General features: G+C 46.9%; 24 protein-coding genes. 18 read left to right on the top strand and 6 right to left on the bottom strand.

Annotated features, from left to right (window positions below; genetic code table 11):
* Positions 1 to 130 precede the first annotated feature (130 nt).
* Both KO518_RS13410 and bcp read left to right on the top strand, forming a co-directional pair.
* Entirely contained in the window at positions 131 to 670 is a 540-nt protein-coding gene (locus KO518_RS13410) for a glycine cleavage system protein R (protein WP_216026314.1), read from the top strand.
* Positions 667 to 1,134 (top strand): thioredoxin-dependent thiol peroxidase, encoded by a 468-nt coding sequence (bcp, locus tag KO518_RS13405; RefSeq protein ID WP_216026313.1) that lies wholly within the window; start codon positions 667 to 669, stop codon positions 1,132 to 1,134. The genes KO518_RS13410 and bcp overlap by 4 nt, the downstream gene beginning before the upstream one ends.
* Positions 1,135 to 1,176: 42 nt before the next feature.
* Here bcp and KO518_RS13400 read toward each other — a convergent pair whose 3' ends face one another.
* Positions 1,177 to 2,259: an AI-2E family transporter gene (locus tag KO518_RS13400; protein ID WP_216026312.1), complete on the bottom strand. Its 1,083-nt coding sequence runs from the start codon at positions 2,257 to 2,259 to the stop codon at positions 1,177 to 1,179.
* 266 nt (positions 2,260 to 2,525) lie between these two features.
* Here KO518_RS13400 and KO518_RS13395 point away from each other — a divergent pair, with 266 nt between their 5' ends.
* On the top strand, positions 2,526 to 3,989 hold the full coding sequence (locus tag KO518_RS13395) for a M48 family metalloprotease (protein WP_216026311.1): 1,464 nt from the start codon (positions 2,526 to 2,528) through the stop codon (positions 3,987 to 3,989).
* Here the strand turns inward: KO518_RS13395 and KO518_RS13390 are convergent.
* Positions 3,984 to 4,478, bottom strand: a complete 495-nt coding sequence (locus tag KO518_RS13390; protein ID WP_216026310.1) for a TlpA disulfide reductase family protein — start codon at positions 4,476 to 4,478, stop codon at positions 3,984 to 3,986. The genes KO518_RS13395 and KO518_RS13390 overlap by 6 nt on opposite strands.
* An 81-nt stretch (positions 4,479 to 4,559) precedes the next feature.
* On the opposite strand from KO518_RS13390, the gene arsC reads away from it, so the two are divergent.
* Genes arsC through KO518_RS13375 form a run of 3 tightly spaced genes read left to right on the top strand, consistent with a single transcriptional unit; the run spans position 4,560 to position 5,943 of the window.
* Positions 4,560 to 4,913: an arsenate reductase (glutaredoxin) gene (gene arsC, locus KO518_RS13385; protein WP_216026309.1), complete on the top strand. Its 354-nt coding sequence runs from the start codon at positions 4,560 to 4,562 to the stop codon at positions 4,911 to 4,913.
* Positions 4,913 to 5,506 carry an NAD(P)H:quinone oxidoreductase gene (wrbA, locus tag KO518_RS13380; RefSeq protein ID WP_216026308.1) on the top strand — a complete coding sequence of 198 codons (594 nt, stop codon included), beginning with the start codon at positions 4,913 to 4,915 and terminating at the stop codon, positions 5,504 to 5,506. The genes arsC and wrbA overlap by 1 nt, the downstream gene beginning before the upstream one ends.
* A 5-nt stretch (positions 5,507 to 5,511) precedes the next feature.
* A complete protein-coding gene (locus tag KO518_RS13375) occupies positions 5,512 to 5,943 on the top strand; it encodes a DUF2069 domain-containing protein (protein WP_216026905.1) in 432 nt (143 codons plus the stop codon).
* A 3-nt stretch (positions 5,944 to 5,946) separates the two neighbouring features.
* Here the strand turns inward: KO518_RS13375 and hda are convergent, their stop codons facing one another.
* Positions 5,947 to 6,684, bottom strand: coding sequence for a DnaA regulatory inactivator Hda (hda, locus tag KO518_RS13370; protein WP_216026307.1), 738 nt, complete (start codon positions 6,682 to 6,684; stop codon positions 5,947 to 5,949).
* Between the two features lie 7 nt (positions 6,685 to 6,691).
* Positions 6,692 to 7,960 (bottom strand): DUF2066 domain-containing protein, encoded by a 1,269-nt coding sequence (locus KO518_RS13365; protein ID WP_216026306.1) that lies wholly within the window; start codon positions 7,958 to 7,960, stop codon positions 6,692 to 6,694.
* A 206-nt stretch (positions 7,961 to 8,166) separates the two neighbouring features.
* On the opposite strand from KO518_RS13365, the gene purM reads away from it, so the two are divergent.
* From purM to fadE, 4 genes are all read left to right on the top strand, one after another.
* On the top strand, positions 8,167 to 9,204 hold the full coding sequence (gene purM, locus KO518_RS13360) for a phosphoribosylformylglycinamidine cyclo-ligase (RefSeq protein ID WP_216026305.1): 1,038 nt from the start codon (positions 8,167 to 8,169) through the stop codon (positions 9,202 to 9,204).
* The gene (gene purN / locus KO518_RS13355) at positions 9,205 to 9,855 is read left to right on the top strand and encodes a phosphoribosylglycinamide formyltransferase (protein ID WP_216026304.1); all 651 of its coding nucleotides are present in this window, start codon (positions 9,205 to 9,207) and stop codon (positions 9,853 to 9,855) included. It begins immediately after the preceding gene.
* Positions 9,815 to 10,561, top strand: a complete 747-nt coding sequence (locus KO518_RS13350; protein WP_252736116.1) for a DUF3108 domain-containing protein — start codon at positions 9,815 to 9,817, stop codon at positions 10,559 to 10,561. Before purN ends, KO518_RS13350 begins: the two co-directional genes overlap by 41 nt.
* A 167-nt stretch (positions 10,562 to 10,728) precedes the next feature.
* On the top strand, positions 10,729 to 13,158 hold the full coding sequence (fadE, locus tag KO518_RS13345) for an acyl-CoA dehydrogenase FadE (protein ID WP_216026303.1): 2,430 nt from the start codon (positions 10,729 to 10,731) through the stop codon (positions 13,156 to 13,158).
* A gap of 125 nt (positions 13,159 to 13,283) precedes the next feature.
* On the opposite strand, the gene KO518_RS13340 is transcribed toward fadE, so the two are convergent.
* A complete protein-coding gene (locus KO518_RS13340) occupies positions 13,284 to 13,919 on the bottom strand; it encodes a response regulator transcription factor (RefSeq protein WP_216026302.1) in 636 nt (211 codons plus the stop codon).
* A 182-nt stretch (positions 13,920 to 14,101) separates the two neighbouring features.
* On the opposite strand from KO518_RS13340, the gene cmoA reads away from it, so the two are divergent.
* The 8 genes from cmoA (at position 14,102) to KO518_RS13300 (ending at position 23,313) form a co-directional block, all read left to right on the top strand.
* Entirely contained in the window at positions 14,102 to 14,848 is a 747-nt protein-coding gene (cmoA, locus tag KO518_RS13335; protein ID WP_216026301.1) for a carboxy-S-adenosyl-L-methionine synthase CmoA, read from the top strand.
* Between the two features lie 3 nt (positions 14,849 to 14,851).
* Positions 14,852 to 15,835: a tRNA 5-methoxyuridine(34)/uridine 5-oxyacetic acid(34) synthase CmoB gene (gene cmoB / locus KO518_RS13330; protein ID WP_216026300.1), complete on the top strand. Its 984-nt coding sequence runs from the start codon at positions 14,852 to 14,854 to the stop codon at positions 15,833 to 15,835.
* Between the two features lie 95 nt (positions 15,836 to 15,930).
* On the top strand, positions 15,931 to 16,803 hold the full coding sequence (locus KO518_RS13325; protein ID WP_216026299.1) for a kinase: 873 nt from the start codon (positions 15,931 to 15,933) through the stop codon (positions 16,801 to 16,803).
* Entirely contained in the window at positions 16,800 to 17,618 is an 819-nt protein-coding gene (locus KO518_RS13320; RefSeq protein WP_216026298.1) for a mannosyl-3-phosphoglycerate phosphatase, read from the top strand. The genes KO518_RS13325 and KO518_RS13320 overlap by 4 nt, the downstream gene beginning before the upstream one ends.
* Positions 17,619 to 17,632: 14 nt before the next feature.
* A complete protein-coding gene (locus KO518_RS13315) occupies positions 17,633 to 18,856 on the top strand; it encodes a glycosyl transferase (protein WP_216026297.1) in 1,224 nt (407 codons plus the stop codon).
* 3 nt (positions 18,857 to 18,859) lie between these two features.
* Positions 18,860 to 20,620 (top strand): sugar phosphorylase, encoded by a 1,761-nt coding sequence (locus KO518_RS13310; protein WP_216026296.1) that lies wholly within the window; start codon positions 18,860 to 18,862, stop codon positions 20,618 to 20,620.
* A gap of 69 nt (positions 20,621 to 20,689) precedes the next feature.
* Positions 20,690 to 21,943: a gephyrin-like molybdotransferase Glp gene (gene glp / locus KO518_RS13305; RefSeq protein ID WP_216026295.1), complete on the top strand. Its 1,254-nt coding sequence runs from the start codon at positions 20,690 to 20,692 to the stop codon at positions 21,941 to 21,943.
* Positions 21,940 to 23,313 (top strand): MATE family efflux transporter, encoded by a 1,374-nt coding sequence (locus KO518_RS13300; protein WP_216026294.1) that lies wholly within the window; start codon positions 21,940 to 21,942, stop codon positions 23,311 to 23,313. Before glp ends, KO518_RS13300 begins: the two co-directional genes overlap by 4 nt.
* Here KO518_RS13300 and KO518_RS13295 read toward each other — a convergent pair.
* A complete protein-coding gene (locus KO518_RS13295; RefSeq protein WP_216026293.1) occupies positions 23,310 to 24,011 on the bottom strand; it encodes a rhomboid family intramembrane serine protease in 702 nt (233 codons plus the stop codon). The genes KO518_RS13300 and KO518_RS13295 overlap by 4 nt on opposite strands.
* Positions 24,012 to 24,014 lie beyond the last annotated feature (3 nt).

The raw sequence follows: 24,014 nt of genomic DNA, 5'->3' as shown, positions 1-24,014 counted from the left end.
ATGAGGTAAACTGTCAAAAACAAGCCGCTTTGCTGCCTTTTTAAGATTATTTACTTTGTCGAACATACACTAGCAAGGTAAAAAAACTCTGTGCTACCATTCTTTAGAAAATTATTAAAAACGAGAAGTCATGAATCATCAACTGATCGTAACCATACTGGGTACCGACAAAAGTGGTATTCTCAGCGAAATTGCCGGTGCAGTCTCTGAATCGCAATGCAACATACTGGACAGCCGCCAAGCCATATACGGCAAAGAGTTTTCCTTAACGATGATAATAGAGGGCACACACCAGGCTGTAACCCGCGCTGAACTAACACTGCCCACGCTATGTCAGCATCTCGGACTATTATCGGTACTCAAACGAACCAGCCACCACGAAAAGCAAAACCTCAGTCATCTATACGATGTATCATTTAGTGGTGAAGATAGCCCTGGACTATTGAGAACAGTGACAGGCTTTTTTGCTGATCGCCATGTTTCAATTAATGCCTTTCGACAAAGTACAGATGTAGATAAATGCAAAAATCAGACAACTGTGCGGTGTAAATTCGTTGTCAGCGTACCCGACGACATTGACTTTGAACAATTAAAACACGAACTGGACACCCTCTACGCGTCGCTAAACCTCACCGGCGCTGTGGTTGATAAATACAAAGGAGATATATGAAAACCTTAACTGCAGGCGAAGTTGCCCCAACGTTTACACTGCCCGACCAAGACAGCAACAGCGTAAGCCTTGCTCAATTTACCGGCAAGAAAGTACTGGTGTATTTCTATCCTAAAGCCATGACGCCAGGTTGTACAGTACAGGCGCAAAACTTGCGCGACAGCCAGAGCGCCCTGAAGGCACATAATGTCGAGGTGTTGGGTATTAGCCCGGATCCGGTGAAACGGTTGCCTAAATTTATTGAAAAAGAGCAATTGAATTTTACGCTCTTGTCTGATGAAGACCACGCTGTCGCTGACGCTTTTGGTGTGTGGGGCTTGAAAAAGTTCATGGGGCGGGAATACGACGGCATACACCGGATCAGTTTTCTCATCAATGAACACGGCGTCATCGAAAAAGCCTTCGACAAATTCAAAACAAAAGAACACCATCAAGTGGTCTTAGCTTATCTTGACAACGCATAACCCGCGAAAGCCCGCCTACGGGCTTTTTCGCGGCACCGCAAACTAGTCCACGGTACTCACAGTCCCCTCGTCAGTACCGTCCGACCACGCTGTTATTACAGCCTTAACCAAGGTTGCCAGCGGAATGGCGAAAAACACTCCCCAGAAACCCCACAACCCGCCGAAAAAAAGCACTGCAATAATAATGTACAGCGGGTGAAGACTGACAGCCTCACTGAAAAGCAGAGGAACGAGTAAGTTGCCATCCAGCGCCTGAATAATGGCATACGCTATCATTAAATACCAAAAATCAGGCGTCACCCCCCACTGAAATAATGCGACCACTGCAACCGGAATAGTCACCACCGCAGCCCCGATATAAGGGATCAGTACAGACAAGCCCACCAGAATGCCCAGCAAAATGGCATATCGCAAGTCCATAAGTACAAAAGCAATACAAGACACTGTCCCTACGATGATAATTTCAATTACTTTACCGCGAATGTAATTGGCAATTTGGGTATTCATTTCATGCCCAACCTGTGTAATCAGGCGACGTTCTTTTGGCAGTAAAGAAGAAATACTATCTAAAAAGAATAATTTGTCTTTAAGCATAAAGAACACCATCAAAGGCACTAGGATCATATACACCAATACAGCTGCAAGATTACCAATGGAACTCACCGACGCAGTGAGTAATTGCTGCCCGACATCAACAAGGTGTTCATTGATACTTTCCATCAAATTTGTGATTTGATAAACCTGAATGTAATCGGGATATTTTTCCGGCAGGCGAAGAAACCATGCTTGGGCATTTTGCCAGATAAGCGGCGTTTCCTGAATTAGATTCACACTTTGACGACTGACAGTTGGCAATAGCCCAATAACCAGCATAATGGTAAGTGCGACGAATAGCAGCATCACCACACTGCAAGAAAGGGTTCGGCTTATACCGACATTGACAAGGCGATTCACCGGCCAATCAAGCAAATAAGCAATAACGGCCGCAACCAATACCGGCATGATCAAGCCGCCCCAAAACACAAGAACAGCGGCTGTAAGCAGGAGCAATATGAGCAGCATAGCTGCATCAGGGTCGGAAAATTTTCGGCGGTACCAGCGGCCGAATACGCTGAATAAACTCATATCTATGCTCTGCGTGAACAAGAAGGATCCGCATCATAGGGGAAGTTACCCGTGATTGGCAACTGAATCCCGCATGCGCTGTCCAACCAGCAAATTAACGATGACACATCATGTGTAGTGTATGGGGTATTATGCATGATTCCAGGTGGTATTCACCGAGCGGTTGCGGCACAATGCTGAAATATCGCGATGGAAAAAATGAAACTTAGCAGGGTGTTATCTACTCTACATGTCATAGATCACGTAGTACTCACAGAAAAGGTCCAATGAGAGACAAAGCGAGAAAAGGGTTAAAGTGCGGATTACTCATGATGGCGTGCAGCTTAGCCGCTGTCGCACAGGACGCGTCTTATACCGACAAAAATGCCCTGCCAGAAATTGGTGTTGTGGCCTCAGATGCCCTTCCCCTCGACAAAGAAATGTTGATAGGCGATGCCGTTATGCGACAGATGCGGGGGCAGGCCCCTATTATAGGCGATCCCGTTTTAGATGAATATCTCCAGGATTTAGGCAACCGTTTAGTCATTGAGGCAGAAAACAGTAAATTTCCCTTTGAATTTTTTTGGGTTAACAACAAAGCTATAAACGCATTTGCATTCTTCGGCGGCCATATAGGTGTCCATACCGGCCTCATTCACAATGCAAAAAATGAAAGTGAACTGGCATCGGTTCTCGCTCACGAAATAGCCCACGTAACCCAAAGGCACCTTGCCAGACGAATGCAGGCACAGCAACGTGCAGCGCCCATAGCTTTGGCCACCATGCTCGGGGGAGTACTACTGGCGATGGCAGACCCTCAAGCCGGTATGGCTGCCATTTCAGCCGGTCAGGCAACGTCTGCACAAATGCAAATTGATTACACCCGCAGTAACGAGCAGGAAGCAGACCGCATCGGCATTGCCATGCTTGCTCGTTCGGGCTTTGACCCTAACGGCGCTGCAACATTTTTTTCAACCTTAGCGGAACAGTACCGGATGGTGTCCCGCCCTCCGGCGCGATTATTGTCTCACCCGCTAACGGAAAACAGAATAGCTGATGCACGCAACCGGGCGGGAGATTTCCCACCTGTCCGCCTAGCCCCTAGCTTGTCATTTCAACTGGCAAAAGCCCGTGTAATGGCACGCTACACGCTAGATAAAAAATACAGCTTGGACTATTACAAAGACGCCGTTGAAAAAAGGGATTACGTGATACGAGAGGCTGCACTGTACGGGCTGGCGCTGTCCTATTTGCGCAATGAAAATGTCAGTGAGGCCAAAGCTGTCATGGACACGTTATTGCAGGGCGATCCGGAAAATTTGTTTTACCTCGACGTGGTAACAGACATTTCCCTGGCTATGGGCAACGCAGAAGATGCAGTTGAACGTCTGAGACCGCATTTAGCAAGAACTCCAAGGAACCAGGTATTAGCGCTAAATCAGGCTAATGCCATGATTCAGGGCGGGTTATACCTCGAGGCCATTGCGGTTTTAAAAGATTTTCTCCTCGTGCATCCCGACTATGAAATTGCCCATCAGTTGTTAAGCGAAGCTTACAAACAGAGTAAAAACTACAAGGGAATGCACCAAAGCAAAGCGGAAGTCATGGCCTTAAACGGCGCCTACGAACGGGCTATCGATGAACTCCAATTCGCCTACAACTTCAGTGGCGACAATCACTTGGATAAACAGCGAATTCGCGCACGGATAAAACAATTCAGAGACGATGTGGAAAGACTCAAGCGACTATAATATTGCCGACGTGCCAGCCGCTTTTTCCAGCAACGCTTTAAGCGACTCTGCATCTTGTTCACCAAACAGGCTGTGCACAACCTCCCCATCCGGTGAGATAATAAACGTGGCCGGCAAGTAAGGTGGCGTCGACATCGGAAATACCGTCTTGTCGTCCACCAGGATAACCGGGTACTGAATATCTAGCTCATCAACCAGTGTTTGTAATTGTTGGCGATTGGCAGGGTCGTAGCTAACGCCATAAATTTTCACACCGGAAAGCCGATGCTGATGCAGTATATTTAGCGCCGGTATTTCCCTCAGGCAAGGTGAACACCAAGGTGCAAAGAAGTTAATAACTTTCCAGCTTTTATCCCCATGTCTCCAGGCCACGTTTTCACCACTGAGCGTCATAGCGTCGCTTTGCCATCCAGGGCTTGCCCATAGACCAATCCCGAGGGCGCATAGCCCTGCAAATACCAACACAAGTGCGGACTGCTGTGTTTTCATGTTTTTTCATTCTCTGCTTGTAGATTTGATTGCTAACCTTGTTAGAATTACTGCCGTAATCCAATAAGGAATATTATCATAATGAAACAAGTGATCATGCTTCACAACCCGCGATGCTCAAAAAGTCGCCAAACCCTCGCGTTGTTGCACGACCGGGGAATAGAGCCTGTTGTTATTGAATACTTAAAGAATCCACTATCGGTAATAGAGCTTAAAGACTTGGCAAGAAAACTTGGTCAGGTGTCACCCATTGAAATGATGCGTACAAAAGAGCCTGAGTTCAAAACCCTGAAGGACAACCACGAAACGTTAACGGATGAGCAGTTGTTTGCTGCCATGGCAGACACGCCGAAACTCATGGAACGCCCGGTAGTAATTAACAACAATAAAGCTGCGATTGGCCGCCCGCCCGAAAATGTATTGGGTATTCTCTGATGCAGAATGTACTTATTCTGTACTATTCCCGGCACGGAAGTACCAAGAAACTGGCTCAGGCCATGGCCAGAGGTGTAGAGCAACAAGGCCTAGAAGCGCGTATTCGCACTGTGCCATCCATCCCGGACTATCTGTCAACGCAATCTGCCGTACCACAATCTGGGGCCCCGTACGTCAGCGAAGAAGATTTAGTTTCCTGCGCTGCACTGGCATTGGGCAGTCCTACTCGTTTTGGCAACATGGCAGCGCCATTAAAACACTTCTTGGACAGCACCAGCAGTAGTTGGTTAAAAGGAGCGCTTATAGACAAACCCGCCTGTGTATTCACTTCCAGTTCAAGCTTGCACGGCGGTCAGGAATCAACCTTAATCAGTATGATGCTACCCTTACTTCACCACGGCATGGTTATGTGTGGCATTCCTTACAGTGAACCGGCCCTTCACGACACCAAATCCGGCGGTAGTCCTTATGGTGCTACACACGTTGCAAAAAATAACGACGCGCGGCTTACCGACGATGAAATAACGCTGGCCAATGCGCAAGGCGTACGCCTTGCAGCTCTGGCGAAAAAACTTGCAGGACAATCTGAATGACCCCCATGTCTGGCACCACCAAAAAGCTCCGCTATCTGGCCCTCATTTCACATGTGATGCTCCTGTTGTGGGTTACGGTATGGCAGTTTACGCTTGTCACAGAACGCGTTTATTCAACGATTTTTTTAACGCTGTTTTATTTGTTGCCCTTATTGTTGCCTTTACGGGGCATTGTTGCAGGCAAGCCCTATACCCACGCCTGGGCAAATTTTGTCGTATTATTTTATGTGATCCATGGATTTACCGTTTTGTACGCCATTCCGCAAGAACGATCTTACGCCATAGTTGAGCTTATTCTGGCTGCTGCCATGTTTACAGGATGTACAGGGTTTGCCCGTCTCCGTGGCCGGGAATTAGGCCTCGGATTAAAAAAACTAAAAGAAGAGATGAAAGAAGAGAAAGCGTTTTTTGACGGAGACAACAACGCAGAAAAATAAGGCCTAATCAAGGCCAAGTTCCCGCTTCACCATGCGTACTGAGACTTTTTTTTGTTCTTGCAGTGAGCGGGCGTCAAGCCGCTCAAGAATAGCCAGCAAGGTAGGCAGGTCCCGTTCGCAATGATGAAGCAGAAACTGAATGGCTTGAGAAGAAAACTTGAGCCCCCGTTCACTTGCCCGGGCAGCAAGCACTCGCGCTCTGAGATCATCGTTTAACGCCTGAAGCTGATAGGTGAGTCCCCAGGAAAGCCTGGAGCGCAAATCGGCCAATTTAAAGGATGGATGTGTTGCACCTAACCGTGACGTCATCAGTAACACGGTGGATTGTCGTTCAACGACACGATTAATAAAGTCGAATAAGGCTTCTTCCCAGTAAGCGTTTCCGGCAATGGCATGTACATTGTCAAGACAGAGAAAGGGCAATCCCTCGAGATGATCAAAGACTGCAGTTGTCCACTGCAAGGCATTTTCCAAATTGAGATAAAGGTGAGCAATGTCCTTATCAGCCAGTTGATGACAAAACGCATATAACAAATGGCTTTTACCTTTTCCGGCACCTCCTACTAGCATTACGCCGGGCAAAGTACTTTTTTCCAATACCCGCAATGCCAGTGATGATCGCCATTGCAGACCTGTGTCAGCTAATGTCGACAGCAAGCTAACCACTGCGCCGTTGTCTCCCGTGACGAAACTGGCGAAGGTTTCATCAGTGGGTAATGACACGGGCAATGGTAGTTGCATGAACGCCTTAGTTATTCCAGTAAAAATTTAGTTCCTGGCTAGGCTGACCAAATTTATCCGATAGCGGTTTAAAACGTTCATCGAGAGTAATCAGGTTGTAAAAATCAGCAGTGTCAGCCAGTAGTGAAAGTGAGAGTGTTGCCACCGAGCCTTCTTGTCTGGTCAGCGTCACCCGGTTTACCACACTCATCTCTGACAAATACCCAATCATATGCGCATAGCTCACCAAAGAGTCTATGTTTGCCACTGAAATTTCGATAACATTTAGCGCCAGGTTTTCACCAGTGGGAATAATAGCAAACTCGCTACCCAAATAATCGGCGTAGTCTTGTATGAAAGACGACAACAAGGCTTCTTCATCGGAGTTGTACAAACTGCCAAATTGCACGTCGTCTTTGGAAATAATTACCCAGTCAAGGGCATAGTCGCCTACTGAGGCCTGTTGTTTCATTGATACAAATTCTTCTTTTGAAAATGCTGGCTTGCTCACCTCTTCTACGAGATCATCAACCAGATAGTCACTGAGATCCTGCATACCACTGGCCGAAAACGCGGGGCGATTATTTTCAAATTTCACTCTTGATGCCTGCTCTTGTGTACGCTTTTCTTCCTCAAAATCGGGAATAGTGTTGGCTTTCACTTTGTACAGTCTGGCACCTATGACAAAATCAGGTTCATAGCGCACTGATGCATGTTTGAGTCGTTCTGCAAAACGCCCCCATACGTCGTAGGTGGAAATTTGAGTGTTGTCGTCCAGATCCATAAGGGGAAACACCACGGGAACCCCCCGTTCAGACGCGATTGCCTTAATAGGCCCTTTGACAGTATCGCTTGCGCTATCTTCAATGATTACGCGTTGTCCATCGTCACTCTCCAGGGCGAGCCAAATCAAAGTGTCCGGGCGTCTCTGGCCCCATAACGGTAAACTTTCCTGCTTCAACAAACTGGTTAGGGCTTCAGCATCAAAATCCGCTATATACAGCAAATTCGTTCCGTCCGCTTCAAATCGGTAAGAGCGCAAATATTCCTGAGGATTGCGAATAACATGACTCACCACCGGGTTATCAACAATGTCCCGCTGGCCGGTCATTTTAATGAAAACCTGTCGCATTGCCTCTCTCGCGGCACCGCGCTGGGTCTGTTGAGACTGATCGTCTACGGCAATGACGCCCTGCGCTACTGACACTGTGGAGCTGGCTCGAGCCAACGACACAAACGAAAGCAGAACAATCAGCATTGTCGTTAAACCTACCCGGCTTTTAAATAAAAAACACATGAAAATCAGCCATTACCTCGTGATAAAAAGATAGTTACAGCGGAAAGGCTATTGTCTGTTATCTGGCGCAAATTTGCATCTAGATTTATATAAAACTTTTTTTTATCGATTATAGATGAGTGACAATACACCCCAAAAGCACATTGGACTTAACCTGAGTTGCTGGTAGAATCCGCGTTTTTCCACCACTCCTTCAGGGCCAGATCGTGAGCGAAAACAAAACATCATTGAGTTATAAAGACGCAGGTGTTGATATTGATGCCGGTAACCAGCTTGTAGAACGTATAAAGTCAGTAACAAAAGGGACGCGTCGCCCCGAAGTAAAAGGCGGGCTTGGCGGTTTTGGAGCACTGTGTGAATTACCCACAAAATACAAGAAGCCATTATTGGTATCTGGCACTGATGGAGTAGGGACAAAACTGCGTGTTGCTATGGATGCAGGACGTCACGATACCGTTGGAATCGACCTGGTCGCCATGTGTGTTAACGATCTTATTGTTCAGGGTGCAGAGCCGTTGTTTTTCCTGGATTATTACGCCACGGGCAAGCTGGATGTAGACGTAGCTGCAGACGTGGTCACGGGTATTGGCTCAGGTTGCAAGCAGGCCGGATGTGCACTAATCGGCGGTGAAACCGCTGAGATGCCTGGCATGTATCACGACGGTGACTATGATATCGCCGGATTCTGTGTTGGCGTGGTCGAAGCCGACAGTGTAATCGATGGTTCGGGTGTAAAGCCCGGACAACAAATTATCGCTCTTGGCGCTTCTGGCCCTCACTCTAATGGTTATTCTCTGGTTCGCAAAATCATTGAAGTCAGTCAGACGGACCTGAATGTTGAACTAGACGGTCGCCCCTTGATAGATCATCTCTTAGCACCAACTAAAATCTATGTTAAATCCGTTCTCGCACTGTTAGACGCGGTGAAAGTTGAAGCTATTTCTCACATCACAGGTGGTGGATTCTGGGAAAATATTCCGCGCGTACTCCCTGACGACGCAAAAGTTGTGGTCAATGAAAAAAGCTGGCAATGGCCTTCCGTATTCAACTGGTTACAGAAAAGCGGCAATGTAGAAACCCATGAAATGTATCGCACTTTCAATTGTGGTGTGGGTATGATTTTAGTCGTGAATGAAGACGATGTTGAACAAGCATTGTCCATTCTGCAGCAAGAAGGTGAAAAAGCCTGGGTATTGGGCCATGTGGAAGCCCGCGGTAACGGTGAACAGGTAGAGATCGTTTAAATGAGTGAAAAAAAGCCTCGTCTCTGTGTTCTGATTTCAGGCAATGGTTCTAATCTGCAGGCTATGATTGACCGTATTCAGTCGGGTCAATTGGAAGCTTCTATTGTGGCTGTCATCGCCAATAAAGCCAATGCTTACGGTTTGGTTAGGGCTGAACGAGCCGGCATTCCCGCAATTTGTCTGGAGCACAGTCATTATGCGAGCCGTGATGAATACGACATGGTACTGAAAGATACAATTGACACCTACACGCCTGACTGTGTAGTACTTGCGGGTTTCATGCGTATTCTCACCGCCGATTTTGTGCATCACTACGCGGGCAAATTATTGAACATTCACCCTTCTTTGTTGCCGAAGTACAAAGGGTTAAACACCCACCAACGCGCGATAGAAAACGGTGATAAAGAACACGGTGTCAGTGTACACTTTGTCACTCCTGAATTAGATGGTGGTCCGGTCATCATTCAAAGTCGCGTACCGGTTTTTGCAGAAGATACACCGGATGAGCTCGCAGCGCGGGTGCAGGAGCAGGAGCGACAGATCTATCCGCTGGTATTGCAATGGTTTGTCGCCGGCCGTCTCAGCATGAAAGACAACAAGGCTGTACTTGATGAAAAAATTCTTCCCACAGAAGGTTATGCCAACGATTAAACGCCTTGGGCAATTAATCGGCTTGTATTTGGGTCTGCTTCTCGTAAGCGGTCCCACCAGCGCCCATAGCGGATTCACACTGATCCCCTTTGAAGCCAAATACACCGCATACAAATGGAACGATGATGTGGGCTCTGTCACTATCAAACTCACTCCCCTCGCGAAAAATCAGTATTCGCTTACTTATGCATCGAAAGTATCCAAGTTCTTTTTGTCTGATGAACGCTTTGAGCATTCAATTTTCTTTTATGAAGATGGCAGCATTACACCATATCAATACTTCTATAGACGCGAAGGCACGGGGCCAGACAAAAATCTGGAAGTTAAGTTTTCTACTCGCCCGAACAAGCACATTGAAATTTCAGACAGCGAAACTGTGGTTTGGCAGGGTGAAACAGACAATCAACTCTACCGGTTAGACTTGGCCAAGCAATTGGCATCAGGTGCAGACAGCGCGGCTTATGACTTTATCAATTACCGCGGTGAAAAAAAATCCTATGGCATAGAAGTAATGGGAAAAGCCACACTATCCCTGCCTTACGGTAAGTTAAACACCATTAAGGTAAAACTCATTCGACAAAATAGTAGCCGGGAAACCTTCGCCTGGTTTGCTCCTTCACTCAATTACAACCTGGTAAGGCTACAGCAATTTAAGGACGGTGAGGAACAAGGTGACATACGGCTTTTGTCGTATCAAACCCTCTAGTGGGTATGGCGCTGGATTTATTGTGCGGTATACACTAATTTTGGTTTTCTACGTATCCTTTCTTGACCTTTTGTTAACAAGCATTTAGCTTTAGCATCATTATGCTGGTCTGACCTCAAGGTTCAAGGCCATCGATTTTATCGTTTCACACTGTTCAGGAGCTAAGTATGGGTGAATTACTCTGTTTTCTCATTTTTGTGGTAGCGGGTTGCATTGCTGCTTACAAACGCATGAATTTGTCAAATACGGTTTGGCTTCTGGCCGCTGTGATGGTTTTAGGCACCTTGTTTGGCGAAGTAGGCTTCCTCGCGTGGCTGCTGTTTCTAGCGGCTGCGATTCCTCTGTCTATGGAAAATATCCGCAAAACCTACCTCACCAGGCCGCTACTTAAATTTTATAAAAAGGTCAGCCCTGAAATGTCTTCCACAGAACAAGAAGCGATTGACGCCGGTACAGTGTGGTGGGACGGGGAACTGTTTTCAGGCAAACCCGACTGGAACAAGCTACATACAATCCCCAAAGGCAGATTGACTGCAGAGGAACAAGCATTTCTCGATGGGCCGGTAGATCAGGTTTGTGCCATGGTTGACGAATGGCAAATCAATCATCAGGACGCTGACCTGTCTCCTGAAATATGGCAGTTTTTGAAAGACAACAAGTTTTTCGCCATGATTATTAAAAAGAAATACGGCGGTCTTGAGTTCTCAGCGTACGCTCAATCCAGAGTATTGCAAAAATTAGCCGGGTGTTCGGCAGTGTTGTCCAGTACCGTCGGCGTGCCTAATTCGCTCGGTCCAGGCGAATTACTGCAACATTATGGTACTGCAGAGCAGCAAGACTACTACCTGCCCCGCTTGGCGAAGGGAGACGAGGTGCCTTGCTTTGCCTTGACCGGACCTGAAGCGGGTTCAGATGCTGGAGCTATCCCCGATGTAGGTATTGTCTGCAAAGGTCAATGGGAAGGCAAAGAAGTGCTGGGGATGCGCCTTACATTTAATAAACGCTACATTACTCTGGCCCCCATTGCCACTGTTGTAGGTCTGGCTTTTAAACTAGAAGATCCCGACGGATTATTAGGGGGGAAAGAACAGTTAGGCATCACCTGTGCGCTTATACCAAGAGACACTAAAGGAATGGAAATTGGTCGTCGCCATCTTCCCTTAAACACCCCATTTCAAAACGGCCCAATCCGTGGTGAAGATGTGTTCGTCCCCTTGGACTTCATTATCGGCGGGCCGCAAATGGCCGGTAAAGGCTGGCGTATGCTAATGGAGTGTTTATCAGTTGGTCGCTGTATTACCCTGCCCTCAACCGGCGCTGGCGGTGCGAAAACCGTGGCACTCGCCACAGGTGCTTACGCCCGTATCCGTCGTCAGTTCCGCATACCGGTAGGAAAAATGGAAGGGGTTGAAGAAATGCTGGCCAGGATTGGTGGCAATGCCTACCTCATGGATGCAGTTACCCGTTTTTCTACTGTCGGTGTTGATTTGGGGGAAAAACCTTCTGTCATTTCGGCCATTAGCAAGTACCATCTAACGGAAAAAATGCGCCAGGTAATCAACGATGCCATGGACGTTCATGGCGGCAAGGGTATCATGCTAGGGCCAAACAATTACCTGGGTAGGGGTTACCAAGGTGCCCCTATTTCTATCACCGTTGAAGGCGCAAACATCCTTACCCGTAATATGATGATCTTCGGTCAGGGTGCCATGCGTTGTCACCCCTATGTACTGTCTGAAATTCAGGCTGCTGCTATCGAGGATAAAAACGCACAACTGGACGCGTTCGACAAAGCAGTATTTGGTCATATTGGCTTTGCCATTGCCAATAAAGTACGGTCGTTTTGGTTCTCGCTCACCGGCGGTATTTTTCACAGTACACCGTTCAATGACGAGACACGTCGCTACTATCAACTATTACAGGGCTATAGCGCTAATTTAGCTTTCTTAACAGATATATCCATGGGTATGTTAGGAGGAGAACTGAAACGCAAAGAGCGCCTGTCTGCCAGATTGGGCGATATCTTAAGTGGTCTGTACCTTGCCAGTGCAACCCTAAAACGCTACGACGAAGATGGACGTCTACAGGAGGATGCGCCACTCATGCACTGGGCAATGCAAAATACGTTGTTTGATATTGAAGAAGCGCTGGATAATTTTTTGTCCAACTTCCCAAATAAGGCTATGGGATTTGCACTGAAAGCGTTGACCATGCCCTTTGGACGCCGTTGTAAACGCCCAGATGACAGTCTTGAACACAAGATCGCCACGCTCTTACAAACCCCCGGCACGGCCCGTTCCCGTCTGGGCGATGGACAATACCTGACAAGGGAAGAAGGTAATTTATTTGGTGATTTGGAGCAAACGCTGGACAACGTTATTGCGGCTGATCCTATCTTCGAACGTATCTGTGAGAAGAAAAAAGCCAAACTGTCGTTCACACAGTTAGATAAACTGGCCGATGAAGCACTTGAAAATGGCTGGATAGACGAAGAAGAAGCGACACTACTCAGAGAAACAGAAGCAGGACGTCTGCGTACGATTAACGTGGATGATTTTGATCACGAAGAATTGGTAGCAAAAATCCAGTCTAAATAAACTGAGTATTTTCAATACCCTAATTTAAAAAAGCCACTTTTTCATGTGGCTTTTCATTTTTCTAAAAGGTAGCAAACACACAGTTACGCGCAATGCGACGCGTTTGGGTGGCCTAAGTCTCAGTATTAATTAAACTGAAGTTTATCCATCAGCAACACGGCTTGAGTACGAGTATTAATTTCAAGCTTTCTGAGGATGGCGCTGATATGCGCTTTAATAGTCGCTTCAGTAACATTCATCTCGTGGGCAATTTGTTTATTCATTAGCCCGGCTCGCAAATATGACAATACCTGAATTTGCTTCGGCGTGAGTTCACGGAAACGCTTAAGCAGCAGCGCCATTTCTTCATCGACATTTTCCAGCTCTGCTTTCATCTCTTCCGGTACCCAGGTATCGCCATTTTTAATCGTAACGATAGCTTGCGCGATTTGTGAAGTAGGTGCCGATTTCGGAATGAAGCCTTGAGCTCCCAGCCCCATGACCTGGGCAACCACTTCAATGCTCTCATTAGCGGAAATAACCGCGACAGGTAGGTCAGGGTACACATCTTTAACGGAGATCAAACCATTAAAATATTCACCACCTGGCATGTTTAAATCGAGCAGAAGAAGATCAATATGGTGATTTTCGTTCAATACTACCAGCGTCGATTCAAGACTGTCAGCTTCAATTATTTCTGCATCCTCAAAATGGGGTTCCAAAGCTGCACTCAATGCTTCTCTGAATAAAGGATGATCATCTGCTACTAAAATACGCGTCATACTGTGCTTGCTCGCCCTGATTGATATAATTTTAATCCGTAAAGTAATACTTTAGACTAATGTTTGTAAGATAAAAAGCCCATACTCATCTCATTATGACAAAAATTTTTCTTTAGGTGTGTAAAAACATGCGCTATTGAGTAAAATTGCCGCCCTTTAGTTATTATGTTGTGGTGATTTCTTTGCACAAGTCAGACAATCTATTTGCTTCACCGATGAGCCAGGTGAGTGATTTTCAATTTGACGAGCAAGTTGCGGATGTCTTTCCGGACATGATACAGCGCTCGGTTCCAGGCTATCAAACGATTCTGCACACTATTGGTGAACTTGCCAAATCCTATATTACAGATGGCTCTCGCGCTTATGACTTAGGTTGCTCACTGGGCGCAGCTAGCCTGGCAATGGCGAGAAATTCAGAGCACGTTGACTGTGAAATCATTGGAATCGACAACTCTGAACCTATGATTGAACGCTGTGCACGCAAGGTGAAAAGCTTTCACTTGCCAAATCCTGTGACCCTACACTGTGAATCTATTCTTGAATCAACCATCTCTCATGCGTCCATGGTAGTGATGAATTTCACACTGCAATTTTTGCCGCCCAACAACCGCTTAGCTATGCTCAAAAAAATTTACGACGGCCTTAACCCCGGTGGAATCTTATTATTATCAGAAAAAATACAGCATCCCAGTGAACAAGGTAATCGCCTATTGGTAGATTTACATCACCAGTTCAAACGCAACAATGGCTACAGCGAATTGGAAGTCAGTCAGAAGCGAGCAGCACTTGAGAATGTAATGTTAACTGACACGTTTGCTACCCACGAATCGCGATTGCGAGAAGTCGGTTTCGCCGACGTTGTAATGTGGTTCAAGTGCTACAATTTTAGCTCCATAATCGCCGTTAAAACAGCAGACACTCAAGAGTAAAACATGAATAAACTCGCACAAAGTTGGTTTAACGCCAGCTATCAACGCATGCTTCAAGGTCCCGTCGCTCATTGGTTGGAAACATTGCCAGCACAATTGGCCCACTGGGCGAAGCACGACCTCCATGGCGAGTTCGACAAGTGGTGTAGATTGGTAGCAAAACTGCCCTCAACAACGCCCTCCGAGACAGACCTGATAAACCAGGTTCGCATTGGTAAAGAGGGAGATATTTCAGATTATGAACGCAAACAAATTGAAGGCCTGTTAAGACAGTTTATGCCTTGGCGAAAAGGCCCGTTTTATATTCACGGTATTCATTTGGACACCGAATGGCGATCTGATTGGAAATGGGAACGGGTATTGCCGCACATCTCACCGTTGGCCAATCGTCAGGTATTAGATGTTGGGTGTGGAAGTGGCTATCACATGTGGCGAATGCTGGGCGAAAATGCACACAGTGTTTATGGCATTGATCCATCACAGTTATTTTTAATTCAATTTCAGGCTATTAAGCATTTCTATGCCTCTGAAGCAATTCATTTCTTACCCGTGGGCATCGAACAAATGCCCGCATTGCAGGCCTTTGATACGGTTTTTTCAATGGGCGTACTCTACCACCGTAAAGATCCGTTACTTTTCTTAACCCAACTAAGAGACCAATTGCGCAAAGGCGGTGAACTCGTTTTAGAAACACTTGTAGTAGACGGTGATGAACACACCGTACTTATGGCTGGCGAACGTTACGCTCAAATGCGAAATGTGTGGTTTCTGCCAAGTGTCGAAGCACTGAAGCGATGGTTGTCGCGTCTCGGTTTTATCAACATTGTCGTAGCAGACATTAATGTCACAACAGTAAAAGAACAGCGCACTACACCATGGATGACATCCCAGTCTCTGGCGGATTTTCTCAATCCCGAAGACAATACAAAAACCATTGAAGGCTACCCTGCACCACAACGAGCAGTTATCGTAGCGACCAAGCGGTAATTTTTTTACGCAATTAATTGACCTGTGTTGGCATAATTGTTGTAGATACTACGTAAGAGTAAGTGTGCAATTTAGCACGTCAACCAGGTAGTATCATGGATATCAAAGGCTTTCTGACAGAACAGCAATTACCTGACAGTTACCAACACATTGCACAACAATGGTTCATTCCGCTGGCGGAAGAAATCGCAGCGCACCAAAATGGTGCCAGACAGCCCTTTTTTGTGGGTGTAAATGGTTGCCAAGGTTCGGGAAAATCCACGGTATGTGCTTTTCTCGTCTACTATTTTTCTCGTTGTGGGCTAGATGCCGTTACCGTTTCTCTGGACGATTTTTACCTGTCTCAACAGCAACGGCAATCTCTGGCGCAAGCCATTCACCCGCTTTTTGCTACCCGGGGTGTACCCGGCACACACGATACCGCGTTGGCAGCACAGACTTTCCGTGCCTTAAAGCAAGGAGAATCCGTTGCCCTTCCCCGCTTCAATAAATCGACGGACAACCCCTTTGATCAACAGGCTTGGCCAGTAGTGCTGCAGACGCCTGATATTGTGTTAGTGGAAGGATGGTGTTGGGGTGTGGCACCACAAACAGAAGATGCACTCCTTGCGCCGGTGAATAAATTGGAAGCTGACGAAGACAGTAACGGGCGGTGGCGTCGCTATGTGAACGAACAACTCGCCAATACCTACCAACCATTATTTGACGAAATGGATTACTGGTTCATGCTGAAAGGGCCATCTTTTGATTGCGTTTATCAGTGGCGGTGCGAACAAGAACACAAACTTGCCACACAAACCTGCCATAATGGCAAAGGATTAATGTCAGATGAACAGATCCTGCGCTTCATCCAGCACTATCAGCGGTTGACTGAGCACGCTTTTCGCACATTGCCAAAACGTTGCAACCGTGTATTTGAGCTGGACGAGCACAGAAATATTTTCAACGTAATCAGGACCAGCGAATGATAGAGCAACAAATTATCATTTTTACCGATATGGACGGAACATTACTGGACCACCATACTTATAGCTTTGACGCCGCGATCCCCACTCTTGTCCGTTTAAAAGAGAGCCACATCCCTGTGGTTCCCACCACCAGTAAAACTTTTATAGAACTGCTCGAATTGCGTAAAAAGATAGCATTAAACGGGCCGTTCATCGTAGAAAACGGGGCCGCAGTGTATATTCCACACGGTTTTTTTAACAGAAAACCCTCAGGCACCGTGTGGCAGGATGGTTTTTGGTGCAAATCGTTTACATCCACTAAACAGTACTGGCTCAAACTATTGGAAAAAATAAAACCAGATTTTGCCGACGAGTTTACGCATTTCAGTGAGATGTCAGTTGATGAAATCTGCGAAGCGACTGGACTGAAAGAAGCTGAAGCCAGCCGTGCAGCACAACGGCAATTCGGTGAGCCGGTATTGTGGACAGGCTCAGAGGAAAGAAAGCAAATATTTATAAAATCGGTCAAGGACCGAGGCGCCTATCCCTTGGAAGGCGGGCGCTTTATCCACATTTCCGGCGATTGTAACAAAGGGTTTGCATTGCAATGGCTGGTTGAAGAATGGATCCGACAACATGAAATTCCGGTAACCAGCATCGCCCTTGGCGATGGCAAGAACGATATCGCCATGCTGGAAGCTGCCGATGTAGCCGTGCGTATTGCATCGCCAGCCCACGCGCCCCCCGAAATAGAAAAACAAGAAAACGTATATACCAGCACCCGTTGTGGCCCAGAGGGCTGGACGGAAGTACTGACCCAATTACTTTTTAAATAGGACATGGAGAATTTATGGCCGATTTTTATCAAAATGGCGTTGTGACGACGCTACACAACCTTTCAAGACGTCCGACAGAAGAGCTCGAAGCAGAGCTGCTACGTTTCTCTCAAAAACGACCTATGGCGCTTATTCTGCCATCCCTTTATTCCGAACTAGAGGGAGAGGCATTGCCAAACATCGTTGAAGAACTCACGCGAGTTCCGTACTTATCAGAAATAGTCATTGGTCTTGATCGGGCCGACAAAGCACAATATCAGTCAGCACTCACGTTTTTCAATAAGCTTCCTCAACACCACCGCGTACTGTGGAACGATGGCCCACGTCTCAAAGCGCTTGACGACGAGCTATCAGCATTGAATTTGGCCCCCAAAGAGATGGGGAAAGGTCGCAATGTCTGGTATTGCATGGGGTATATTCTCGCGTCAAATCGCGCAGAATCTGTTGCATTACACGACTGTGACATCGTTACGTATAAACGGGACCTCCTGGCCAGGCTTATTTATCCTGTGGCCCATCCCCAGTTTAATTATGAGTTCTGTAAAGGATATTACGCCCGTGTGGCGAATGGAAAGATAAACGGCCGCGTGTCAAGACTATTGGTCACACCGCTATTGCGGGCGCTGAAACGTACATTGGGTGACCACGAATATCTCGAATACATGGACAGTTTCCGCTATCCCCTGGCCGGCGAATTTTCATTCCGTCGCGATGTACTCAACGATATTCGCATACCCAGTGACTGGGGGCTTGAAGTAGGCGTGCTTTCAGAAATGCACCGCAACTACAACCACAACAGACTCTGTCAGGCCGATATTGCTGACATCTACGACCACAAACATCAGGACCTTTCGTTCAACAACGATCAAGGTGGCCTGTCAAAGATGTCCATTGATATTACCAAGGCGTTATTCCGCAAGTTGGCCACCCAGGGCTTTACTTTTAGCAATGAAATGTTTCGCTCGATTAAAGCCACGTACTATCGCATCGCACTAGATTTTGTTGAGACTTATCACAATGATGCAGTCATGAACGGGCTGACGCTGGATATTCACAACGAAGAAAAGGCAGTGGAACTTTTTGCCAGTAATATTATGAAAGCCGGCACAAACTTCCTCGAAAATCCAATGGAAACGCCATTTATACCAAGCTGGAACAGAGTCACAAGTGCCGTTCCGGACATTCTCGACCGCCTGCTTGAGGCAGTTGAAGCAGACACCGCAGAATTACTAGGGTAAAGAATGAGTACAAACTGGGATCTCTTACACGAAAAAGTAAGTCATCATCTGCAAGCCATTTATGCCGATATCACTCTTGATATCGGCATAGGCGATCTCGCGTCACAGTTGTTGGCTACTATGGGGTTACACAGTGATGATGATATCACCACTCCGTCTCCTCATGCCAACCAATGGGATGAAGACGATATCATCATGATAACCTATGGTGATAGCGTGATTAGCGAGGGCGAAAAACCCCTGTTCACCCTCAACCGCTTTTTGCATACCTATTGTAAAAATACCATCAATAAAGTGCATATGTTGCCCTTTTTTCCTTACAGTTCGGACGATGGTTTTTCTGTAATCGACTACTCCAGTGTAAACGAATCACTCGGTGACTGGACAGATATTGAGCGTCTCGCGCAAGACTATGGGCTTATGTTCGACCTGGTAATTAACCACTGCTCAGCCAGAAGTGCATGGTTTCAGAATTTCCAAAAAGGCGAAGATCCCGGTCGGGATTTTTTCTTCACAGCCGATCCTGGTGAAGATCTTTCCATGGTTACCCGACCCAGGGTTTCTCCGTTGTTAAGAGAAACGGAAACGGCAAGTGGCACTCAACACGTGTGGTGTACCTTTAGTCATGACCAGGTAGATTTTGATTTCAGAAACCCCAAAGTGCTTGAGGCATTTGTTGAAATTATCAGGCTCTACCTCGACAAAGGGGCTAAACTATTCCGACTCGATGCTGTTGCATTCCTATGGAAAATCGTTGGCACCAGTTGTATCAACCTATTTCAGACCCACGAAGTTATAAGACTTCTTCGTACCCTAATTGAGCACGCTGACCCCAGTGTCATCATTATTACTGAAACAAATATACCCAACCGGGAGAATCTGACCTATTTCGGCAATGCCAACGAAGCCCATGCCATCTATAATTTTTCGTTGCCTCCTTTATTGGTTAATACGCTCGTCACAGGGAATTGTACTTATCTTAAAAACTGGATGATGAGTATGCCCCCAGCGCAAAATGGCACTACTTACTTTAACTTTATTGCCTCCCACGATGGCATAGGCCTGCGACCGGCGGAGGGACTCCTCGACGAAGAAGAGATATCCACACTGGTCCATACCATGCAAAATTTCGGCGGTAAAGTGTCATGGCGTGCTTCAGCCCACGGACAGCAGAAGCCATACGAAATCAACATTACGCTTTTTGACGCACTTCAGGGTACTGTTGGTGGCCCGGATCGCTGGCAAGTTGACCGCTTTATTTGTGCACACGCAATTATGTTGGGAATGGAAGGGATCCCAGGGCTTTACATCCACAGCCTGCTGGGAACCAGTAACGACTATGAAAAAGTTGCAAACACCGGGCAAAACCGTTCCATAAACCGGCACCGCTGGAACTTTGAAGAACTCGAAGCTTTGTTAGATTCCCCCTATTCACAGCATCACAAAGTACTAACGCGCATATCGCAGTTAATTCGCATAAGAAAAGCACAGCCTGCATTTCACCCCAATGCGACACAATTCACCTTGCAACTTGGCGATGAAATGTTCGGTTACTGGCGACAAAGTCTCGACAGAAAACAAAGCGTTTTCTGTATCAGTAACATTACCGATAAAGAGCAATCCATCTTACTGTCGAGTATTAATCTCATTGGAACAGATGCCTGGCTGGATCTTATCACCCGCGAAGAGTTAAGTGACGTAGCTGGCTTTTTGCAGTTGAAGCCATATCAGACGGTTTGGATCAGCAATATGGATTTTGAATAGTAAAGCACGAGTTGGTTTTGTGCCACCAATGGGCCATAATCTGCATTTTGTAGCCTGAGTAAATGCGGTATGGCCCAAACACCTTCTCCATGGCTGTCGCTAGACGACGCCCTTGCGTTTTCCCTGTCTAACGTCTCGCCACTTGACGAGACAGTTTCTTTACCAGTTGCATCGTCACTGGGTTTTGTATTGGCCGACGATCTCATTTCACCGGTAAACGTCCCACCAGCAGACAACTCTGCCATGGACGGCTATGCCGTTTATGCCAGTGACACTCAGTCACCGTCGCCACTAACCGTGGTTGCAGAACAGTTTGCTGGTATGTCGCGCCCTGACAAGAAACAAGAAAAAGGTACAGCGATAAGAATAATGACAGGTGCTCTCATTCCCCCTGGTGCCGATAGTGTTGTCATGCAGGAAAACACCGTCAGGGACGCGACACAAGTAGTCATTGCGAAACCGGCGTTGGTGGGGGAAAATATTCGACGGTCTGGCGCTGATATTGAAATGGGTTCAACAGTAATAACAAAAGGCACAGCGCTTAACGCCGCTCACCTGGTATTGCTGCATTCAATGGGGATTAGTCACGTCACCGTAACCCGCCCCCTGAAAGTAGGCATACTGGCGACGGGTGATGAACTTGTTGAGCCTGGAAATACGCTGTCTAGCGGTCAGATATACGAATCTAATAGAATAGGCACCCGTGCCCTTCTCGCGCAATTGCCGGTTACCATAACCGATTACGGTATTGTAGCAGACGACAAGAAAGCACTATCCGATATCTTAACAAAGGCGTCAAAAGAGCAGGATTTACTCATAAGTAGCGGTGGAGTATCGGTAGGCGACGCCGATTTTGTTAAAGAGTTAGTGGCTCAGCTCGGAGAAATAAACTTTTGGAAGGTTGCCATTAAACCTGGTAAACCTTTTGCCTTTGGCAAATTGAGCTCAACAGTGTTCTGTGGTCTCCCGGGAAACCCGGTTTCGGCATTTGTAACTGCACAGCAATTAGTATTGCCCATTATTCGCCGCATGGCCGGGATTGCAACCCAACACAATACTACCACGCTAACACTCACCGCCCGCCTACAGCAGGATATTAAGCGCCGCAAGGGAAGACAGGAGTTTCTTCGTGCCAGGATGTACCAGGATAGCGATCAGCAATGGTGCGTAGCGCCCCTTTCAAAGCAAAGCTCAGGTGTAATGACCAGTATAACCAATGCAAACTGCTATCTTGTTTTACCCGCCGAAGTCAGTGAAGTAAAAGCAGGGGATACTGTTTTAGTGCAGCCTTTGCGCTTAAATGACCATTGGGCTGGCCAATGAGCGCAGTATTTTCTCCGCGATTTCTTTTAGAAAGCCGACGATTATTATCACTCGCTTGGCCTTTATTGATTGCACAAGTTACCCAAATGCTCATGGGGGTTATCGATACCATCATGGCCGGTCACTACAGCGCGGTGGATATGGCCTCTGTCGCATTGGGTTTCAGTATTATCGTGCCTCTGCAGTGTTTCATTCAAGGCTTGGCACTTGCCATGCCGCCTATTCTATCGAGGCTGCACGGCAAAGGCGACGTTCAACGCGTTGCCAGTGCAGCGCAACAAGCTGGCTATCTTCTGCTATCAATAAGTATTGTAATTACACTGCTGTGGCCAGTTACACAGGCTCTGGTTGCCCTATTTCCCATGGATGCACACTTATATGTCATTACCGTTGATTACGTGCGTTTCGTCCTGTTATCCATGCCCGGTTTTGCCCTTTATCAGTGGCTGAGAAACTACTGCGAGGGTTTGGGTACGACAAAACCTACGATGATTATCACCTTAATTGGGCTGCTGTTCAACGTGTTGGGTAACTATGTATTCATTTATGGTTTAGGCCCCATCCCGGCTTTTGGTGGAGCAGGTTGTGGTATTGCAACCACTTTGGTGATTTACACTATGCTGGTTGCGTCTGTTATTTATGTCAGTCGTGCCAAGCGTTTGCAGCGATATCATCTCTTCACCCGAATTTACAGACCTGACCTAAAACAAATATGGCTCACCCTGCGACTGGGTTTTCCCGTAGCCATGACACTGCTCTTTGAAGTAACCTTATTCGCTGTCGTAGCGTTGCTTCTTGCTCCTTTTGGAGCCAACACGGTTGCGGCACATCAGGTGGCACTGAACTTCAGTGCCATCATGTTTATGTTCCCCCTTAGCCTGGGAATGGCACTATCTATTCGTGTGGGCTACCGCATAGGACAGGTCAAGCCAGCACAGGCGCGAACTGTAGTAAAAAGTGGTATTCTCATCGGTGTGATTGTAGCGTCACTGACCGCCACATTCACTGTACTTGCGAAAAGTGCCATTATCTCGCTGTATACCAAGGACGCCGCCGTTTATGCACTGGCCAATTCATTGCTTATCTATGCTGCCTTGTTTCAGTTTTCTGACTCTATACAAGTACTTTCTGCCAACGCACTGCGGGGATATAAAGATACCACCGCCATGTTGATAATCACGTTTGTAGCGTACTGGCTAATTGGTCTGCCTACCGGAGTCATTCTCGGCCGCACAGACTGGTTAACGGATGCTCCGCTGTCTGCTGCAGGGTTCTGGATTGGCTTTATTGTGGGCTTGAGCAGTGCCGCCATTATGCTAGGAGCACGGGTTATCTATATTCAACGGCGTAATATTGTTCACGATACTTAATGCTGCGAAGTGCGATGGTGTTGTCCATCGCTTTCTTGTCGTTCTGCGTTAACTTCACCGCCCTGCCACTGGTCACCAATTACAGGGTCTTGGTCATCAGTATTCTCCCATGCGTAACGTTTGCGAACTGGTTTTGGATCTCGCGTGCCAAAAAGCAGTGCCGCTATAGCCCCTCCCAGAGCGCCAAAGAAATGCGCTTCATAAGAAATTGCTGGGTCTCTGGGGAAAATCGTCATGACCATGCCACCGTATAAAAAGAAAGCAATCATCATCAATCCGACAGATCGCGTGTCCCTTCGCATAATGGCCACCACAAACAGATAGAAAAATAGCCCATGGCTTACTCCACTAGCACCTAGGTGTACCGCAGGCCTACCCATTAGCCACACACCAATACCCGAAAATAGCCAGGAAAACACCAGTGCCTTTAACCGCGTCACCGGATAACCATAAATTAACGCACTGCCCAACACAATAAGTGGCAATGTGTTGTGGAACAGATGTTCATAAGAACCATGAACCAATGGTGCAGTAAAAATACCCAGCAAGCCCTGCAATGTGAGCGGTTTTATCCCGAACGTATTCAAAGATAGATCAAATAATACACTGGCAGACTGGATCACCCACAGTAAAACCACAAAGACCACTGGCAATGTGAGGGAATGGAGTAAACTGTCTTTGCTTAATCTTTTTTTCATTAC

This window comes from Aestuariibacter sp. A3R04, from assembly GCF_018860805.1.
Lineage (GTDB): Bacteria > Pseudomonadota > Gammaproteobacteria > Enterobacterales > Alteromonadaceae > Alteromonas.
This window is presented reverse-complemented; position numbering and strand designations above follow the sequence as displayed.